This is a genomic window from Gottfriedia acidiceleris (genome assembly GCF_036421055.1).
In the GTDB taxonomy this organism is placed as follows: domain Bacteria; phylum Bacillota; class Bacilli; order Bacillales; family Bacillaceae_G; genus Gottfriedia; species Gottfriedia acidiceleris_C.
Genome location: NZ_JAZGQS010000005.1, coordinates 254,529 through 271,328, shown reverse-complemented (window position 1 = coordinate 271,328; position 16,800 = coordinate 254,529). Strand labels below are relative to the sequence as shown.

Genomic DNA, 16,800 nt, shown 5'->3' with positions numbered 1-16,800 from the left:
AAGCGCTTTTATAATTTTTACGAAATAATTCCTTATCGAACTAATTCAAACCGCATGAGAGCGATTGTTTGCACCGATTTTTTTATAGGCGGATTTTACATATTGTTTTACTGTAAGTTCACTAATATTCATGGAATCTGCCATTTTTTATGCTTTCGCCCCAAGCAATTCGTTTCATTACTTCTAGTTCTCTTTTGCTTAAAATGATTGAATCTAACTCATTTGCAGTTAATGTAAAAACAGAAAAAGGTGAATATCCTACTCATGAATGGTTAGAGGTGAATAAAATAGAGACTTCCAATTATTAAATTTCATTTATTGTAAGTTGAATTAATCCACAAATTCAGAGTAAAAATAGTATAATGATATGTATTTAAATTTCATTAATAGTATAAATATTCAATTTGTGAGAGTTAAAAAGGGAGAGTTTGAATTTGTCTGCATCAAAAAAATCGATTTTTAAAGGGACTTCATTTAAAAATTTTTGGGTCTCACGGATGTTTACTTCAACTTCATTTCAGATGCTATCGGTAGCAATTGGGTGGCAAATGTATGATTTGACACATGACGCGTTTAGTCTTGGGCTAGTAGGTTTGGCACAATTTATTCCAATGGTCTTACTTACTTTAGTAGTCGGTCAAGTTGCTGACAGAGTGGATCGTCGGAAAATTGTTTTCATTTGCCAAATGGTAGAAGCTTTAATAGCAGGACTTCTATTGTATGGTAATTTTGCTAATTGGCTTAGTAGAGAGGAAATATTAATTGCAGCTTTTATACTCGGTGCATGCCGATCTTTTGAAGGACCTGCTTCTTCGGCGTTACTACCTCAAGTAGTGCCAAAATCTATTTTACAACAAGCTATTTCTTGGAGTACATCTGCAGGTCAAACAGCTCAAATACTTGGGCCATCTCTTGGTGGTGTATTATTTTCTGTAGGACCAGCATACGTATATGCAACGTCAGCAATTGCTTTGTTACTTTCATCAATCTTAACAATTTTTATTAAATTAGATAGTGAATTTATCCGTAAAGCAGAGCCAGTTACTTTACGTACAATGCTTATGGGGTTAGAATTTGTCTATAAACACCCAATCATTTTAGGAACTATATCACTTGATCTATTTGCCGTTTTACTTGGGGGAGCTACAGCACTATTACCAATTTATGCGCAAGATATATTACATACCAAGGCATGGGGATTAGGTCTAATGCGTACAGCTCCAGCTGTTGGAGCATTAATCATGTCATTAATTTTAGCTTATTTCCCACTTAAAAGATCTTTTGGTCCGATTTTATTTGCAGCGTTAGGTATTTTTGGTTTGGCAACAATGCTATTTGCTATTTCAACAAATTTAGTCATCTCATTAATTGCATTATTTATTATCGGAGCTTCAGATGTGGTCAGCGTAGTAATACGTTCTTCTCTTGTTTTGCTACAGACTCCGGATGATATGAGAGGTAGAGTAAATGCTGTAAATTCGCTATTTATTGGTACTTCAAATCAGCTCGGGGAATTTGAATCTGGAACGATGGCTGGATTAATTGGTGCTGTGCCAGCCGCATTTGTAGGAGGCTTTGGAACGATACTAGTCACAGGTCTATGGATGTATTTATTCCCTTCACTTAGAAGAATTAATTCACTTTCTGGAGACACAACAGAAAAAGTAGGATAATAAAGGAGAATTTATGGAAAATACTAAAAAAACATTTGAAACGATTGATGAATATATATCACAATTTCAGCCTGATGTTCAGGAAAAATTACAAGCCCTAAGAAAGATTGTAAAAGAAGTTGTACCAAATGCTGTAGAGAGAATTAGTTACCAAATGCCTACATTTGCTTTAAATAAAAATTTAGTACATTTCGCTGCATTTAAAAATCATATTGGATTTTATCCTGGCGCAAGTGGTATTGCAGCATTTAAAGAAGAATTATCAGTTTATAAAGGCGCTAAAGGATCTGTACAATTTCCAATAAACGATCCACTTCCTTTCGATTTGATAAAAAAGATTGTAAAGTATAGAGAACTTGAGGATATCAAAAAAGCTGAAGAAAAATTAAAAAAGAAAAAATAGTTAATATTTTCTAAAGCTAATTTTTGTTATAGAGTATCTTTAGTAAAAAGTACTGCTTACTTTAAATCGTCACTAAAAAAACATAAAATTACAAAAAGAAACATTCTTGGATTATTAATCTAAACAGGTTGTTTCTTTTTATTATATAAATATGAGTGGGTAGTAGTGTGACCATTTTAAATAGTTAAAGGAATTTTGACCATTTTTGGTAAAATATAGTAATAATAAGGGGCGTAAAAAATGGGATATATTGAAGAGTTAAGGAGTTTTGTTGGACATAGACCTTTAATATTTGTTGGCTCAGTTACAATCATCATTGACCAATCCGGTAAATGAATATTACAACTTAGGAAATTTCCAAATGGCTATTGGGGAATACCAGTAGGACTAATGGAGTTAGGAGAATCTACTAAAGATGTAGCCAAAAGGGAAGTTTTTGAAGAAACAGGACTAATTGTAGATGAATTTAATAAATGTTTATTCAGGACCACAAAACTTCGTTAAAGCTGAAAAAGGAGATGAAGTTTTCGTAGTTACGGTTGCTTATTATACAAAAGATTATAAAGGGAAATTAAGTGTTAATGATTCTGAATCTATTACATTTGAGTTCTTTTATCCAAATGATTTACCAAACAATATTGTTAAAAGTCAAAAGGTTATTTTAAATGAATTTTTAACAAAAATTTATCATGAATTGGGTTACGAATGAGCTTACGACAATAGTTCTTATTTTTTATTTGATGAAATGTTAATAGACTACTAGGAATCGAATTAAAAAAATAGAATTATTAATTACAGTTGAAAAAATATGGGGTGACTTATTTGGGTAAAATTGTGCATTGTGATCGGTGTTTAAAAGAAATAAAGATTAGAGGAGATCTCGTTACTGCTACGATGTTTTTTCAAGTCGTTCCATATCATGAAGATTGTTATGCAAAAGATTTAAAAGGTGCCAAAACACTTTTTTTAAACAATCAACCAATTAATGGTTTCTCAGGAAACTTTCTTACATTACTAGCATTTGCGGTTTTTATCGCGTCATTTTTTATTGATGACAATTCGATGATCTATTTATCAATTTTAGCACTAATCGCAATATTGTATAGATTTTATTCTTTCATTATTTTTGAAAGACACTTAGAGAAATAGAAGTATTAATTGAAGGTGAAAAGGCTAAGTGATCTATTTGGTTGGAAGTTAAAAAAAATATTCGTGAAATAAAGGAAAAAAACTCTGATAAACAGAGTTTTTTCTTTATTATTTACCAAAATTTCCAGCGAATTGCATTACAACTGCCTTAACTTCTTCAAGTTTATCAGGCTTTAATAAAGTAATCATCTTAGGAACAAATTGTTGAACTTCTTCTAATGAAAAAGTACCTTCATCTTGTTTTCTGAAGTTTTCTAAAAGAATTTCCCTTGCTTCATCTTCTTTACCTTCTTGAACTCTTTGTAAAATGAAATTTAAAAACATTTCTTGACCTTGCTTGTCCATTTTTGTTGCCTCCTATAAATAATTTATACAACCATAAGGTGTTATTTAAATTATAACACCTTATGGTTGTATGTCAATTTTATTTTTCTGTGAATCGTTCTTCGTTATTTATTCGCTATTTAATAAAAATTTATTATCTATTTTTAAACATTAATCATATTTCGGCGCTCTTATTTAATTTAAATGAATATTAATTGATTGAAAATGCTATAATTTTTTTATGGTAGATGATGGAAACTTTGACAAATAGGAGACTTAAAAATTTTTATCTCATAAAAAAGGTGGTAATCCCAATTAATAAGAAAAAAATAGCAGTATCTTTTAGTGGTAAAGATTCAACTTTGGCATTGCATGATCTTTTGCATTCTGATCAATTTGAAGTTGTGGTACTAATTGCATCAGTAACTGAAGGATTTAATCGGACAAGCATTCACGGAGTGAGGGTTGAATTATTGGAGGCACAGGCACATTCAATCGGTCTACCATTAAAGAAAATTTGGATACCTGAAAATTGTTCTAATCAAAAGTATCAAGAAATTATGACTAAGGTTAATTTAGAGCTAAAGGAACAAGGTATTGAACATATTGCATTTGGAGATTTATTTCTTGAAGACGTACGAAAGTATCGAGAGGAAATGCTTAAGCCATTAGGAATGAATCCCATTTTTCCATTATGGGGTGAAGGTACCACAAATGTGATTGAACGCTTTATTTCCTTGGGCTATAAAACAGTTATTACATGTGTTGATTTAACTAGATTATCAGAAGAATTTTCTGGTAAAGAAATAGATTATCATTTAATCAACGAACTTCCAAAAGAGGTTGATCCTTGCGGTGAGAATGGAGAATACCATTCATTTGTATTTGATGGTCCTATTTTTAATAAACCTATTCAATTTGGCATTGGGGAAAAGAAGTTAACTGTTGATGTTTATACAGGTGAAACTAGATTTTGTTATACAGATTTAGTTCTTACTTGAAATCGGTTTTTAACGGAGAATGTTGTATAAATAAAAGTTTAAAATAGACTGTTAATCTGAAACAGTCTATTTTTGGTGTAAGAATAACTAAAAATAAGTTAGAAATATAACGATGAAAATCGTAAAGGAAAGAAATTCAATAAAATACATAGTTATGGAGAGTAATTAATGACTGCCTGCAGTACAAGGAAATGTTAAAAAATGTCGAATTTTAATAGGGAAAAATATTATAAAGGGCGTGGTGCCAAATGATAACGAACTTATACTTGGTAAGACATGCGCATTCAACTTATACTCCTGATGAATTGGGTCGACCATTATCTAAAAGAGGATTTTCTGATGCAAATCTAGTAACTGAACTACTAACTAAAGAAAAAATCGACTACGTTGTTTCGAGTCCATTTAAACGCGCAATTCAAACAGTTGAAGGGATCGCCAAATCATTAAATTTAAAGATTATTATTGAAGAAAATTTTAAAGAAAGACTCCTATCACAAAAGCCTCTCTTGGATTTTGAAAATGTTATCAGACAAGTTTGGAATGACTTTAATCAATCATGGAATGGTGGAGAGTCAAATTTCGCGGCTCAAAAAAGAGGAATAGAAGCAATTAACAATTTACTAAAAACTTATTGCGGTAAAAACATTGTTATTGGTACGCATGGCAATATGATGGTATTAATTATGAATTTTTTTGATCAAAAATATGATTTCAATTTTTGGAATGAACTTGCAATGCCAGATATTTATAAATTAACGTTTGAAGATGAGATATTAACTGAAGTGAATAGAATTTGGCGTTAATGGAAAGGTACATTAAAAGGTATTTTCTCATTTTTAGTAAGGATAATGAGTATATAAGTTTTTAAGAGTAGCAGTTTCTATATTTTTTGGAATTCTTCTAAAAAGGTATATTTGAATATGGTGAAAGAAGTTTAAGATTATTTATTTTTCAGGAAATTAAACAATCTTAGAATGAGAGATGTTATAATATTTCAAAGCTATTTCCACTCTAAATGGTTAATGGACATGATTTTATGCAAAAGCAGATTTAGAAAAACTTAAGTGAGGATCACGCATGTTAGAATTTAATGGAAAATACAATAATGGAAAAATATTACTTGATTATGTAGATACAAATGTCATTACACGATTAAAAACAATCTTAGATACTGAATGCTTTGAAAATTCAAACATTGTTGTCATGCCAGACTGCCATATTTCTAGCGGAGGTGTTATGGTAGGTTTTACGATGACATTGAATGATTTTATTATTCCTTCTATCGTCGGTGTAGATATTGGATGTGGAGTTAGTGCATACCATCTAGGGCGTATGAAATCAATAAAAAGTGAAAAACTTGATAAATTTATCCGAAAAAATATCCCGATTGGTTCAAATATCCATGAGGAACCAGTGATTGAACCGGTAGAATTTGCAGAAGCGATTGAGAGACTTAATCTAAACTATCTGTATATAATGAACAGCATTGCAACGCTAGGTTCCGGAAACCATTTTATTGAAATCGATAAAGATGAGAATAATCATTTTTGGCTTGTAATCCACACTGGTTCAAGAAATTTTGGATTTGAAATTGCAAAACATCATATGAAAGTCGCTAAGGAAAATATGAAACAATTATTTGGAGAAAGTTATAAAGGATTCGAATACTTATCTAAACAGGAAGACAAAGATGCATATATAAGTGATTTATCAATTGCTCAACATTTCGCTTCGTTAAATAGAGAAACGATTGCTAAGATCATAATTGAAAAATATTTTAAACTTGATTTTGATTCAATTAAAAAAATAGAATCGGTACATAATTACATCGACCTTCAAAACAATATTCTTAGAAAAGGTGCAATATCAGCTCGCGAGGGTGAAGAAATAATTATCCCATTTAATATGGCATATGGTTGTGTTGTAGGAAAAGGTAAAAGTTCAAGTGACTACAATTATTCAGCACCACACGGGGCAGGCCGAATAATGAGCAGAACAGACGCGGTCCATAAAGTCGACTTAGATGTTTATCAAAAAGCAATGAAGGGCGTATTTACAACATCTGTCAACAAACATACAGTCGATGAATCACCAATGGTCTATAAAAAACCTAAATTAATATTAGAAAATATTACTGAACAGATCGAGATCGATTTCTTTATGAAACCAGTATATAATCTTAAGGCTGAAAAATAACCTCTCTATTTTGAGAGGTTTTAGACTGCCCGATAAACGCTGGCTTTCTTCGTTGCTTCGCCTGCCTGCGCGGTGCTCATTACCGTCTAAGGTAACTCAGCTCCTCACCAGGCTTCGCGCCTCGAAAGAAAAGCGCTTGCAATCAGTCTTAAAAATCAAGCTTTAAGTATTTTGTCTACAAACTGTAACCTCTCTATTTTGAGAGGTTTTTTTAGTAGAAACACGGAGCACGTTTAGATACAATTTTTACCAATTAAGTTCTTTCTCTCGATTATCAGTATAAAATTATATTAATTTACTTATTTTGACACCTAATCTTTTACATAATGGGGGATTACTATGCTGAATAAGTTTATAAGGTTCGTATTAGTACTTCTCATTTTTGTTTTGTATCTTGGATTGTCGTTGTTAGTTGGAAATTTTCTTTGGAGAATGGTAGTTGTTTAGAATGGATAATCATAAAAGAATAAATGGTTTGGTACTTCTCCTTTGAATATCATTTATAAAGGAGAGAGAAATAAATTCCGTGAAAATTTGTTTTATTATAAGTGAATTTTTATCTTTATTTCTGGAATACTCATAGGTGCGTTTTAAGCTTTAGAACAACAAAGAGTTGTGAAAGATGATTTTTATAAGTTGGGGCACTTAAATAAAGACAAATTCTCCATATAATCAGGAGCAATTGGCATTTTTATTTGGATTGGAGGACTTGAATACGATCTTAAATCATTTTTTATGACTTAATTCAATCATAACTCAAATAGATTAATAGCTTTGAACATAATCGACCTTTTTGTCGATTTTTTTTATTGTGATTATTTCACAGTAGGTCAATATGATTATTAGTAGGGGCATAAATTAAATGAAGTAGAAATTACATTTGTTGTGGCTATTATTAGGAGGTGCGAAATTGAAAATCGTTTTTTTTAGAAATCTCAATAAAATTGAAACATATGCAGCAAATAGAAAACAAATAAAGTTGAATCTTCCTAGTAAAGAAGAGGCTAGTGTTATATTTGGCCTGACAAGAAAGTTTGAATTTGATAATCGTTGTGCAAGACCACCACAAATCAGCGGTACTGTTGTAGCTTCTGTTACTTGTAATAGAGATAAGGATATTAGAATTTATTTCTATCCAATCTCTCAAACTATTTATCCCGAGAAGGCGAAGTCTCAATTTCATAATGATGTATTACCTAAACTTAAGAAATGGATTGAGCATCAAGTTTCAAAACCTGAAACAGCAGTTTTAGGGATTGAAGAATATATAATCGAATGGAATGGAAAAAATCATTTATTCCACCAAATAAAATTTTTATAAAAAATGATAAAAGACGGTAAAGTTAAATAAAACTTACCGTCTTTTTTATTTTTTTACATCTATTCAGCGGTAACTTAAATAACGTAATTAAATTAAGTTATTTAAGTTTTTTGTGGAAAAACTAAAAAAAATTATATATAATATTTTTAAATTAACACTTTAAGAAATACTCAAAGGAGCATTAAACGATGTATCAAGAACAAAGATTAACTTTGATATTACAATATTTGGCTTCAAATCGTGAGATTACTTTAGAAGAAATATGTACAATGCTTAGCGTTTCAAAGGATACAGCTAGAAGAGATCTCGTCAAACTAGAAGAACGCGGTGAAATTATGAGAATAAAGGGTGGAGCAACACTTCCAACTTCTATTCGAAATTTAACGGAATATAAAGAACGAAATGCAACAAAAGGCAAGGAGAAAATTGCACAAAGAGCATCGTTACTTATACGAGAAACTAGTGACTTATTAATGGATACATCCTCAACTTGTGCACTCATGTCAAAATTTATGTCAGGTAAACAAGTTAATGTGATTACAAATTCAATTGATCTAGTTGATTTATTAGGTGAGTATGAAGAAATTCAAACCTTTATGCTACCAGGAAAATTTAATCGAAAAAATAGAAATTTAGTTGGTCCTAGGACAATTGAAACACTTAATGACTACAAAGTTGATCAGCTATTTTTAGGTGCTTGTGGAATTAGCACAGACGGAATAACTTCACCTGATGAAGAAGAAGCTTTTTTAAAGAAAAAAATGATCAGTTGTGCAAAACAAGTAGTTTTATTAGCAGATCATACAAAGTTTGAAAAAGTATTCCTACACAAAGTAAGTGATATTAAGGGAATAGACATCATTATTACAGACAAAGACCCGGATGAAGAATTTAAAAGAAAAACAATCGAATACAATATTCATTTGATTAGTTTAGAAGAAGAGGAAAGTGAGAGGATTTTAGATGAAAAAAATTAAGGTTGGTTTAGTTGGATATGGCTTTTCGGGAGCTACGTTCCATGCACCATTTATTCGTGTTCTAGAAGAATTTGAATTAACAAAAGTTGTTAGTTCAAAAAAGGAAGATGTAAAAAGAGATTTAGGTGAAGTAGAGATAGTTAGTAGTTTAGATGAGGTTCTAAAAGATAAATACATTGACCTAGTTGTTATTACTACTCCAAGTGGTATGCATTATGAAATGGCAAAACAAAGTTTAGAAGCTGGTAAACATGTCATTTTAGAAAAGCCGATGGTTGTGGAAACTTGGGAAGCAGAAGAGTTAATTAAGATTGCTGAAGAAAAGAATTTACTACTTAGTGTTTATCATAACAGAAGATGGGATAACGACTTTTTAACGGTTAAAAAGTTAATAAATGAAGGGGTATTGGGAGAAATCAATACATATCAAGTTCATTTTGACAGATATAGACCAGAAGTAAGAAATCGATGGAGAGAAAAGCTAGGTCCAGGGTCGGGCATGTTGTATGATTTAGGTTCACATTTAATTGATCAAGCTTTAAGCCTTTTTGGTCAGCCTCAATTTATCTTTGCAGATGTATTTGCACAAAGAGAAAATGCAGAAACAGATGATTATTTCCATATAATCTTAGGTTATGACAAACTACGTGTAATCTTACATTCTGGCTCCATTATTCCAAGTAATGGACCGCGTTTTCAAGTACATGGAAACAAAGCTAGCTTTATAAAGTATGGAATAGATGGACAAGAAGCTGCACTAAAAGAAGGTAAAAAACCTACTGAACATACATGGGGAACGGATGAACCACAATTTTATGGAAAGCTCTATACTGTAGACGGAGAGAAAGAAATGGAAGAAACGATTGAAACAAAACCTGGTTCGTATACAACATATTACAAGAAAATTGCTGAAAGTATTTTAAATGGTTCCAATGCTCCCGTTACAGGTATAGAAGGCTTATCTGTTATTAAAATCATTGAAGCTGCACTTAAAAGTAGTGAAGAAAAGAAAGCAATCTTTCTATAATTGGAGGTTGTAAAGAATAGATAACGATTTAAAAAAATTTAAAGGGGAAGGAAACAAAAACATTACCAGATAGAATTATCGATCTAGAGATAATCTAATATTGTTCTTGGTCATTATTGCAGCACGTATAATATGAGACTTTACGGGATGAAAAAAGATCCTATAATGAATTTTACACGGCAAGCCGATTTGCTCGATCGGTTATATAATTTATTAAAGAGCGAATTAGTTTTAATGGTTTAGCGGATATACTTTGCAAAATAAATAGGACCTTTCTTACTTATCTTCGTTCCTACTAAATATGAAACATTTGCACATTTTTCGATTGAGAATTGTAGGTGGAGGTACTAGATGGATTTTCAATAAATTTCGATTGGAAAATCAAAAAAATTATAAGCTTGCGTTATGTTGGTAGTTTTAGTAAATAGTGGAAAAATTTTAAAAAAAATTACCATTTTCATTTTCCTTTCATATTTGTATGGGATTATAAATTGTATTTTAATTACATATGAAAGGGAATGATATTTTCATGTCAAATGCAAAAAATGTTTTAAAGTCGTCTGTTGGCAAAATACCTCAATTGACTCTAATGTTTTGGATTATGAAGATTGCAGCGACAACACTAGGAGAAACAGGGAGTGATTTAGTTACAGTACCTGGAACAGAAGATAATTATTTAACCCCATTTCTGTTTTTCGTGGGAGTATTTGCAGTCTTTTTAATCATTCAATTATTTGTTAAGAAATATGTACCATCTGTCTATTGGACTGTTATTTTATCTACTAGTCTTGCGGGGACAGCATTTTCTGATTATATGGATCGCTCATTAGGGTTAGGTTATATGAAAGGTTCACTCATTCTAATCAGTTTGCTAGCTATCATTTTTATCTTTTGGTATTTTACAGAGCCAACTTTAAATGTGAAAAATATTGAAACAAAACGAGTTGAGGTTTTATATTGGGTTGCTATTCTTGTATCGAATACTTTAGGGACTGCAGCAGGTGATTTTTTATCGCATAAAGCTGATGGGGTAAGTAAGTTAGCAGGTGGTGGTAATTACCTGGAACAAGGATTAGGTCTTACGATTGCTCAAGGGGCTATGCTTACAGGTGGCTTAATCTTATTAATACTTTTAGCATATAAATTTACAAATTTAAACAGAGTATTTTTATTTTGGGTAGCGTTCGTATTGACACGACCTTTCGGAGCAACATTTGGAGATTTCCTAATTAAACCTCAAGAAAAAGGCGGATTAGGATTAGAGAATGGTACACAAATCGCATCTGCAATTTTATTAGGTGTTCTTATCGTCTGTATCATCATCGAGTATGTAACAAATAAATCAACATTAAACAAATCGAAAATGAATGAATCGGATATTCAAGTAAGTTAATTTCATTGAAGGTTTATCTAATAGGAGAGTGGGAGGAAGTAAGATTACTAACTCCTCACTCTCTTTCTTATTATTTTAGAAGAAAAAAGCTGCCAAAGCAGCTTAAATTAACCTATAAACTTTAATTAATCTCTTTTAAATCTAGCCATTCAGAATAAGTCAAAATATTTAGTTCGTCTCTTTTACTTACTACATAATTAACAATCGTTTTAAACTTTTCTGGATCAAAATTCATTTGAGCCTTATCAGCATTTTTGTCAAATCGATGGTTAGTAAATACAATTGATTGATTGGTCTTAATTGCTAGGTCAATTTGATCTTTTACCCATGGAATGTCTGTACTAGGAAGTAAATTAATCGTACGAACTTCATATTTTTTGATATTGTTTGTTTGTATTCCATCCTTAATGGTACGAGCACTTCGATAATGTTCTTCCTGTAAGGTTTTTAAAGTATCTTGATTAAAGGACCCATATGGATAAACAGCGATATTACTAGCTCTTGTAAAACAGCGTTGATCAAGCCATTGACGTGCATCGTTCAATTCACTTTTTTGCTCTTGTTTATTTAAACTCGCTAAATGTCGATGTGTATTTGTATGATTCATCAAGTCCCAACCAGAACGATATAAAGTATTCAATTGACTTAATGACATATATCCTTTAGTACCTATTTTCGAAGGGATGACAGCAATACTGCCTTTTATATCATTTTCTTTTAAGATTTTAAACCCCTTCGTAAATTGCGTTTCCCATCCATCATCCATTGTAAAAATAATGTTAGCTTTTTTGGGGTTTAGAATTTCTTGTGATGTTTGTACTTTATTTTGCAAATTTTTACAATTAGTAGTTTGCAGCAAATTATTTTTTTGTTTAGGTTCTGACAAATAAGATGCACTACTTTTCATAAACGGATATGCTATCAAAAATGTTGAAATTAGAACAGCATATACTATAACAAGTTTTTTATCCAACGTTCTTCATTCCTTTTTCCTTTTCTAGCTCATAAATTCTCCCAGATCGTGAAACTTTGTTCCAATCATTACGGTTTATAAAATAGGAAATAGTTCCAAATAATACAAAAAATAATGTTACAAATCGATAGATAAATAAGTCTAAAATAATTGTAACTGTTAATCTTATTTTTTCTTTGCCTTTAAATTTAACACCATAATAATTAGCCAAATACATAGCAAAAAGACTATAAATTAAATTTAAAGATACCACTCCGAGCAGATAGAATAATAGTAAATTTTGAGCATGTCCTATATTTGAAAACAACATATAGCCAAAATTAAGAAGCGTAAAATAAATTGCAACTGTACCTAAAATAAAAGAATCGATTAACATAAAGAAAGAAACAGTGCGAAATAAAAAGGTCTTTATAAGCATCGGAAAATAATAAATGACACAGTCAATAAATGCCTTTTGCCAGCGAATTCTTTGTTTAAATAAATCCTTCCAAGTTTCTGGACACTCTGTATAACAAACAGCATTGGGCACAAAAACCATTTTCTTGCCTGGATTTTTTAAAATGTATTGTTGAAATTTTAATGTAATGTCGATATCTTCTCCTAAAGTCTTTCTATATCCACCAACTTTAAATAAAATTTCTCTATTAAAAACCCCGAATGCCCCGGAAATAACGGAGAGTGCATCGAATTTCGCAAGTGAAACTCTATTAATATAGAATCCTTTTATAAATTCAAAAATTTGAAATCGAATGACATGATTAACGGATAAAGTTCGCTCAATCTTTTTATGATTAAATTGGACACCTTGAAGGGGGTGTACCATTCCTCCTGCTGCTAAAACATCAGGATCTTGGAAAACTTCATTTAGAACATGCAATGCGTCGTTTGCAAGTATACTATCTGCATCTAAAGTTACGACTAATTCATTTTTAGAGTATTCGATTCCAGCGTTTAACGCGTCATGTTTACCACCATTTACTTTGTCTATTACGTATACATTTGGGTAAATAGTCGATTTATAAAAGTTTTTGATTTGATTACTCTTTAACTGATTTGATATTTTTCGCTCTTCCGGTGAAAGACAAAGAAGTTTATGTAAAATTTTCATGGTTCCATCTTGAGATCCATCGTTAATATAAATAACTTCTTTTGCTAAATAATCTAATCTATTAATACCTTTAATAGCAGTTTCGATAATGCTTTCTTCGTTAAAGCATGGTATGAGTATGCTGATGCTTTTATTCGTAAGTACTTTGTCTTGATTACTTTTCTTACGATTATAAAAGATTGGAAGTGCATTGATCATATGTAAGATTGGGAAAAAGGTACATAAGAATAGAGTAAGTATTGTAACAAATTGCATAATTAAATCTCCTTAAAACTTGTGATATGACGTAATTTCTATATCTGAATATCAATTAGTCATAACAAAAATAGATTTCTACTTCGATTATTTTAACGAGATTTTGGTTTATTTAATATGTTATTTTATAAACAAATTATTTCAAAATAAATACTAACAATACAAATATTAAATTGTTTTAGAAAATCGGTAAAAATTTCACTTACCGTACTAAATTTAGTATGAAAATAAGATGTTTTGATTAGATTTAAAAGGACTTTTTCAATTATTACTTAAATGTGCACTAATTTCTAAAAGACATTTTTTCAAGTGTAATGACAAAAATCATAACTCATTTAGGTAACAATGTATTTTCTAATCAATGTAGAATTAATTGCTTGAATTATTTAGGGAATTTGTATTGCTAATGAATAAAACAAAACAGCCGAAAACTTTAAAAAAGATTCGACTGTTTTATTTTACGTAATTTATGAATCGTTATTTTACAAATAATCCTACAATGGTTCCTGTTAAAACTGAACCTAGCGTAGCAACTAATAATACTTTTAAACCAAATTTAGCAAAAAGCTCTGATTGTTTTTTATCAATTGCAGCAATCGCACCATATATAATACCAATTGATGAAAAGTTAGCAAATGATACTAAAAATGATGACACAATCGCTACAGTTTTTGTTGCTAAATTAGGAATGATTTTTTGGAAATCAAGCATTGCGACAAACTCATTTGCAGCAACTTTTGTCCCCATTATTGATCCTGATCGTACTAATTCATCTGTAGGGATACCCATGATGAAAGCAACAGGTGCAAAAACATATCCTAAAATTTCAGTAAATGTCATTCCGATAATCGAATTGAAAACAAAATTAATCATTGCAAGTAAACCAATGTAAGTTATTAACATTGCACCTACAATTAAGGCAACTTTACCACCATCAAGTGCACCGTTACCGATCGCCTCAAATAATGACTTTTCTTTAATCATTTCTTTGACATTAATATCTTCATCTTGTTCAGATGTAACAGGACATGCCATGGAAGAAAGAATTAAACCAGAGAAAACATTGATAGGAAGTGCAACTAATACATATTCAGGGGGAATCATTTGCATATAGGCACCTAAGATTGAACATGATACCGCTACTAACGAAGATGTAACGACAACAAATAATCGGTTAGGTGTTAGTTTATGTAATTCTGTTTTAACCGAGAGAATCGCTGTTGTATCACCGAATACCATACTATTTACGGCAACGAATGACTCAATCTTTGGTAATCCTGTAATTTTTGCAACTGCACCACCGATATATTTAATTGCTAACGGTAGTATTCTTGTGTAAGTCAAAATTGATAATAATGAAGATACGAATATAATCATCATTAAAACATTAATCCAGAAATAACCCTTTGTCGATAAATCACCGAATACAAATGCAATACCTTCGTTACCAAATGATAAAACTTTATTAAAGAAAGAGACGATCTTTTGTAAAACTGTTCTTCCAATCGAGGTTTTTAGCATGAACCAAGCTAAAATCAATTGAACAACTAACATAATTGCAACAGCTTTATAGTTAATGTTCTTTTTATCATTAGACATTAGCCAACAAATAATCAGTATTAAGATAATGCCAATGATTGCGATAATATATGACATTTATTTTCCTCCAAACTACAAAATCGTAGAATAATTTCTAATTTGCAATCTTATTGTTTCCAATCAATATAAAAATATCATTAAATAAAAATAAGGTTTAATTAGATAAATAACTGTACTAATTTCATTCCACCCCACACACCAATAATCCCACAAATTGCTGAAAATACAGGTGGTGCCGGGATTGGTAATTTAATGAGAGTAAATACAACTCCAACAATTAAACCTGCGATTAAGCTCATAATTATTTCATGCATATTTACTAACTCCTTTTTGTTTAACACTTTTTTAGAATTGATACTGACAGCTAATCTTCTCTGTTAATAGGGTATTATCCCCAAAAAACATAGCTAATACAAAATACTCGAATATAGAAATTTTTTGTATATGGTAGGTAAAGAAATGTTTTTAAAGAATATATTTTTAAAGAAAATTTTGATTGATCACATAGATACTTTTAAGTTGAAAGGGGATATTGAATGAAACAATCGCTGTTGCAAGAAATTCATGATTTTACTTAATTTGGTGAACATGGCCCAACAGCAAGCTGCCTAACTTGAAATGACCAGTCTAACTTTATGGGGTCAGTACAAAAGTAAAGGTGGTTTTTTGTGTCAATTGCATAAGTTATATTGCAATGGAAAAACTAACCAATATGATTAACTGTACTATTGGAGGGCAAAATGTATAAATCAATTGTATCGCTTATGCTTTTAGTATTTCTTGGTTTTTCTTTCGATCATTTTATGGTTGCAGAGGCTAGTGTTTTTACGAAAGAAATGATAAAAAAAGAAATCGAGAATTACGGAGAAAAAGCAACTAATAAAATTCCGGCAAACTATAGTAAAGAAGATGCGCTAAAAAATGGAGACATATTAATAATAGGAAGAACTACTAACCATAATGAACGGATTCAAAAATTTATTAAGAATGTAAAAAATAAGAAGCCTGACTTTATTCGATTTGTTGAATTTACTTCAAAAAGTGATCCAGTAATTACTGAATATCAATATAATGGAAAATTAATATACTATCGATTTGATAGTTCAAGGGATCGAACAGATCGTTATCGAAAAGGTACATTTGCGATGAGCAAATTTGTTACAGGACCAAAAGTATTAGAAGACTATTGCCAAAAGTTAGTCGTAAATTCAAAATCGTCCTATTTAACAAATTGTTACCATTTTGACAAGGTCGAATTTTAGTTTTTAAAAACGTCGGTTAAATAATCGGCGTTTTTTGTATTAAAGTACATGAAAGTGGAAGAAATTTCATATACCGTAATTTTTATAAAAAAAGTTTAGAACTTTGAATTTAATGCCTTAATGAACTGCTATTTAAACT

The 16,800-nt window shown here is 30.7% G+C and carries 17 protein-coding genes and 1 pseudogene; 12 read left to right on the top strand and 6 right to left on the bottom strand.

Annotated elements, in window-relative coordinates; all coding sequences use genetic code 11:
• Positions 1-45: 45 nt before the first annotated feature.
• On the bottom strand, positions 46-144 hold the full coding sequence (locus RAH41_RS10240) for a LuxR C-terminal-related transcriptional regulator (protein ID WP_331222308.1): 99 nt from the start codon (positions 142-144) through the stop codon (positions 46-48).
• Between the two features lie 290 nt (positions 145-434).
• Here RAH41_RS10240 and RAH41_RS10235 point away from each other — a divergent pair, with 290 nt between their 5' ends.
• The 4 genes and pseudogenes from RAH41_RS10235 to RAH41_RS10220 all read left to right on the top strand — a co-directional run bounded on the left by RAH41_RS10235 (position 435) and on the right by RAH41_RS10220 (position 3,225).
• Positions 435-1,673 (top strand): MFS transporter, encoded by a 1,239-nt coding sequence (locus RAH41_RS10235; RefSeq protein ID WP_331222307.1) that lies wholly within the window; start codon positions 435-437, stop codon positions 1,671-1,673.
• A 13-nt stretch (positions 1,674-1,686) separates the two neighbouring features.
• Complete coding sequence (locus tag RAH41_RS10230) at positions 1,687-2,076, top strand: iron chaperone (RefSeq protein WP_331222306.1); 390 nt, start codon at positions 1,687-1,689, stop codon at positions 2,074-2,076.
• Between the two features lie 240 nt (positions 2,077-2,316).
• Positions 2,317-2,785, top strand: a pseudogene (locus RAH41_RS10225) (NUDIX hydrolase).
• Between the two features lie 113 nt (positions 2,786-2,898).
• Positions 2,899-3,225 carry a hypothetical protein gene (locus RAH41_RS10220; RefSeq protein WP_331222304.1) on the top strand — a complete coding sequence of 109 codons (327 nt, stop codon included), beginning with the start codon at positions 2,899-2,901 and terminating at the stop codon, positions 3,223-3,225.
• Positions 3,226-3,333: 108 nt separating this feature from the next.
• Here RAH41_RS10220 and RAH41_RS10215 read toward each other — a convergent pair whose 3' ends face one another.
• Positions 3,334-3,570 (bottom strand): hypothetical protein, encoded by a 237-nt coding sequence (locus RAH41_RS10215; RefSeq protein WP_069032177.1) that lies wholly within the window; start codon positions 3,568-3,570, stop codon positions 3,334-3,336.
• Between the two features lie 239 nt (positions 3,571-3,809).
• Here RAH41_RS10215 and RAH41_RS10210 point away from each other — a divergent pair, with 239 nt between their 5' ends.
• The 7 genes from RAH41_RS10210 to RAH41_RS10180 all read left to right on the top strand — a co-directional run bounded on the left by RAH41_RS10210 (position 3,810) and on the right by RAH41_RS10180 (position 11,464).
• On the top strand, positions 3,810-4,550 hold the full coding sequence (locus RAH41_RS10210) for a diphthine--ammonia ligase (RefSeq protein WP_331222301.1): 741 nt from the start codon (positions 3,810-3,812) through the stop codon (positions 4,548-4,550).
• A gap of 248 nt (positions 4,551-4,798) precedes the next feature.
• Complete coding sequence (locus RAH41_RS10205) at positions 4,799-5,353, top strand: histidine phosphatase family protein (protein ID WP_331222300.1); 555 nt, start codon at positions 4,799-4,801, stop codon at positions 5,351-5,353.
• 274 nt (positions 5,354-5,627) lie between these two features.
• Positions 5,628-6,746, top strand: coding sequence for an RtcB family protein (locus tag RAH41_RS10200; protein ID WP_331222298.1), 1,119 nt, complete (start codon positions 5,628-5,630; stop codon positions 6,744-6,746).
• A 910-nt stretch (positions 6,747-7,656) separates the two neighbouring features.
• Positions 7,657-8,067, top strand: a complete 411-nt coding sequence (locus RAH41_RS10195) for a hypothetical protein (protein WP_331222296.1) — start codon at positions 7,657-7,659, stop codon at positions 8,065-8,067.
• A gap of 188 nt (positions 8,068-8,255) precedes the next feature.
• Complete coding sequence (locus tag RAH41_RS10190; protein WP_331222295.1) at positions 8,256-9,044, top strand: DeoR/GlpR family DNA-binding transcription regulator; 789 nt, start codon at positions 8,256-8,258, stop codon at positions 9,042-9,044.
• Positions 9,031-10,071, top strand: a complete 1,041-nt coding sequence (locus RAH41_RS10185; protein WP_331222293.1) for an oxidoreductase — start codon at positions 9,031-9,033, stop codon at positions 10,069-10,071. The genes RAH41_RS10190 and RAH41_RS10185 overlap by 14 nt, the downstream gene beginning before the upstream one ends.
• A 529-nt stretch (positions 10,072-10,600) precedes the next feature.
• On the top strand, positions 10,601-11,464 hold the full coding sequence (locus RAH41_RS10180; RefSeq protein ID WP_331222291.1) for a hypothetical protein: 864 nt from the start codon (positions 10,601-10,603) through the stop codon (positions 11,462-11,464).
• Positions 11,465-11,585: 121 nt separating this feature from the next.
• Here the strand turns inward: RAH41_RS10180 and RAH41_RS10175 are convergent, their stop codons facing one another.
• From RAH41_RS10175 to RAH41_RS10160, 4 genes are all read right to left on the bottom strand, one after another.
• A complete protein-coding gene (locus tag RAH41_RS10175; protein ID WP_331222290.1) occupies positions 11,586-12,437 on the bottom strand; it encodes a polysaccharide deacetylase family protein in 852 nt (283 codons plus the stop codon).
• Complete coding sequence (locus RAH41_RS10170) at positions 12,430-13,800, bottom strand: glycosyltransferase (protein WP_331222288.1); 1,371 nt, start codon at positions 13,798-13,800, stop codon at positions 12,430-12,432. Before RAH41_RS10170 ends, RAH41_RS10175 begins: the two co-directional genes overlap by 8 nt.
• 477 nt (positions 13,801-14,277) lie before the next feature.
• Entirely contained in the window at positions 14,278-15,456 is a 1,179-nt protein-coding gene (locus RAH41_RS10165; RefSeq protein WP_331222286.1) for a NupC/NupG family nucleoside CNT transporter, read from the bottom strand.
• Positions 15,457-15,557: 101 nt separating this feature from the next.
• The gene (locus RAH41_RS10160; protein ID WP_025671048.1) at positions 15,558-15,713 is read right to left on the bottom strand and encodes a XapX domain-containing protein; all 156 of its coding nucleotides are present in this window, start codon (positions 15,711-15,713) and stop codon (positions 15,558-15,560) included.
• A gap of 426 nt (positions 15,714-16,139) precedes the next feature.
• Between RAH41_RS10160 and RAH41_RS10155 the strand changes: the two genes are divergently transcribed.
• Positions 16,140-16,661 carry a DUF4362 domain-containing protein gene (locus RAH41_RS10155; RefSeq protein ID WP_331222282.1) on the top strand — a complete coding sequence of 174 codons (522 nt, stop codon included), beginning with the start codon at positions 16,140-16,142 and terminating at the stop codon, positions 16,659-16,661.
• The last annotated feature ends 139 nt before the right edge of the window (positions 16,662-16,800 follow it).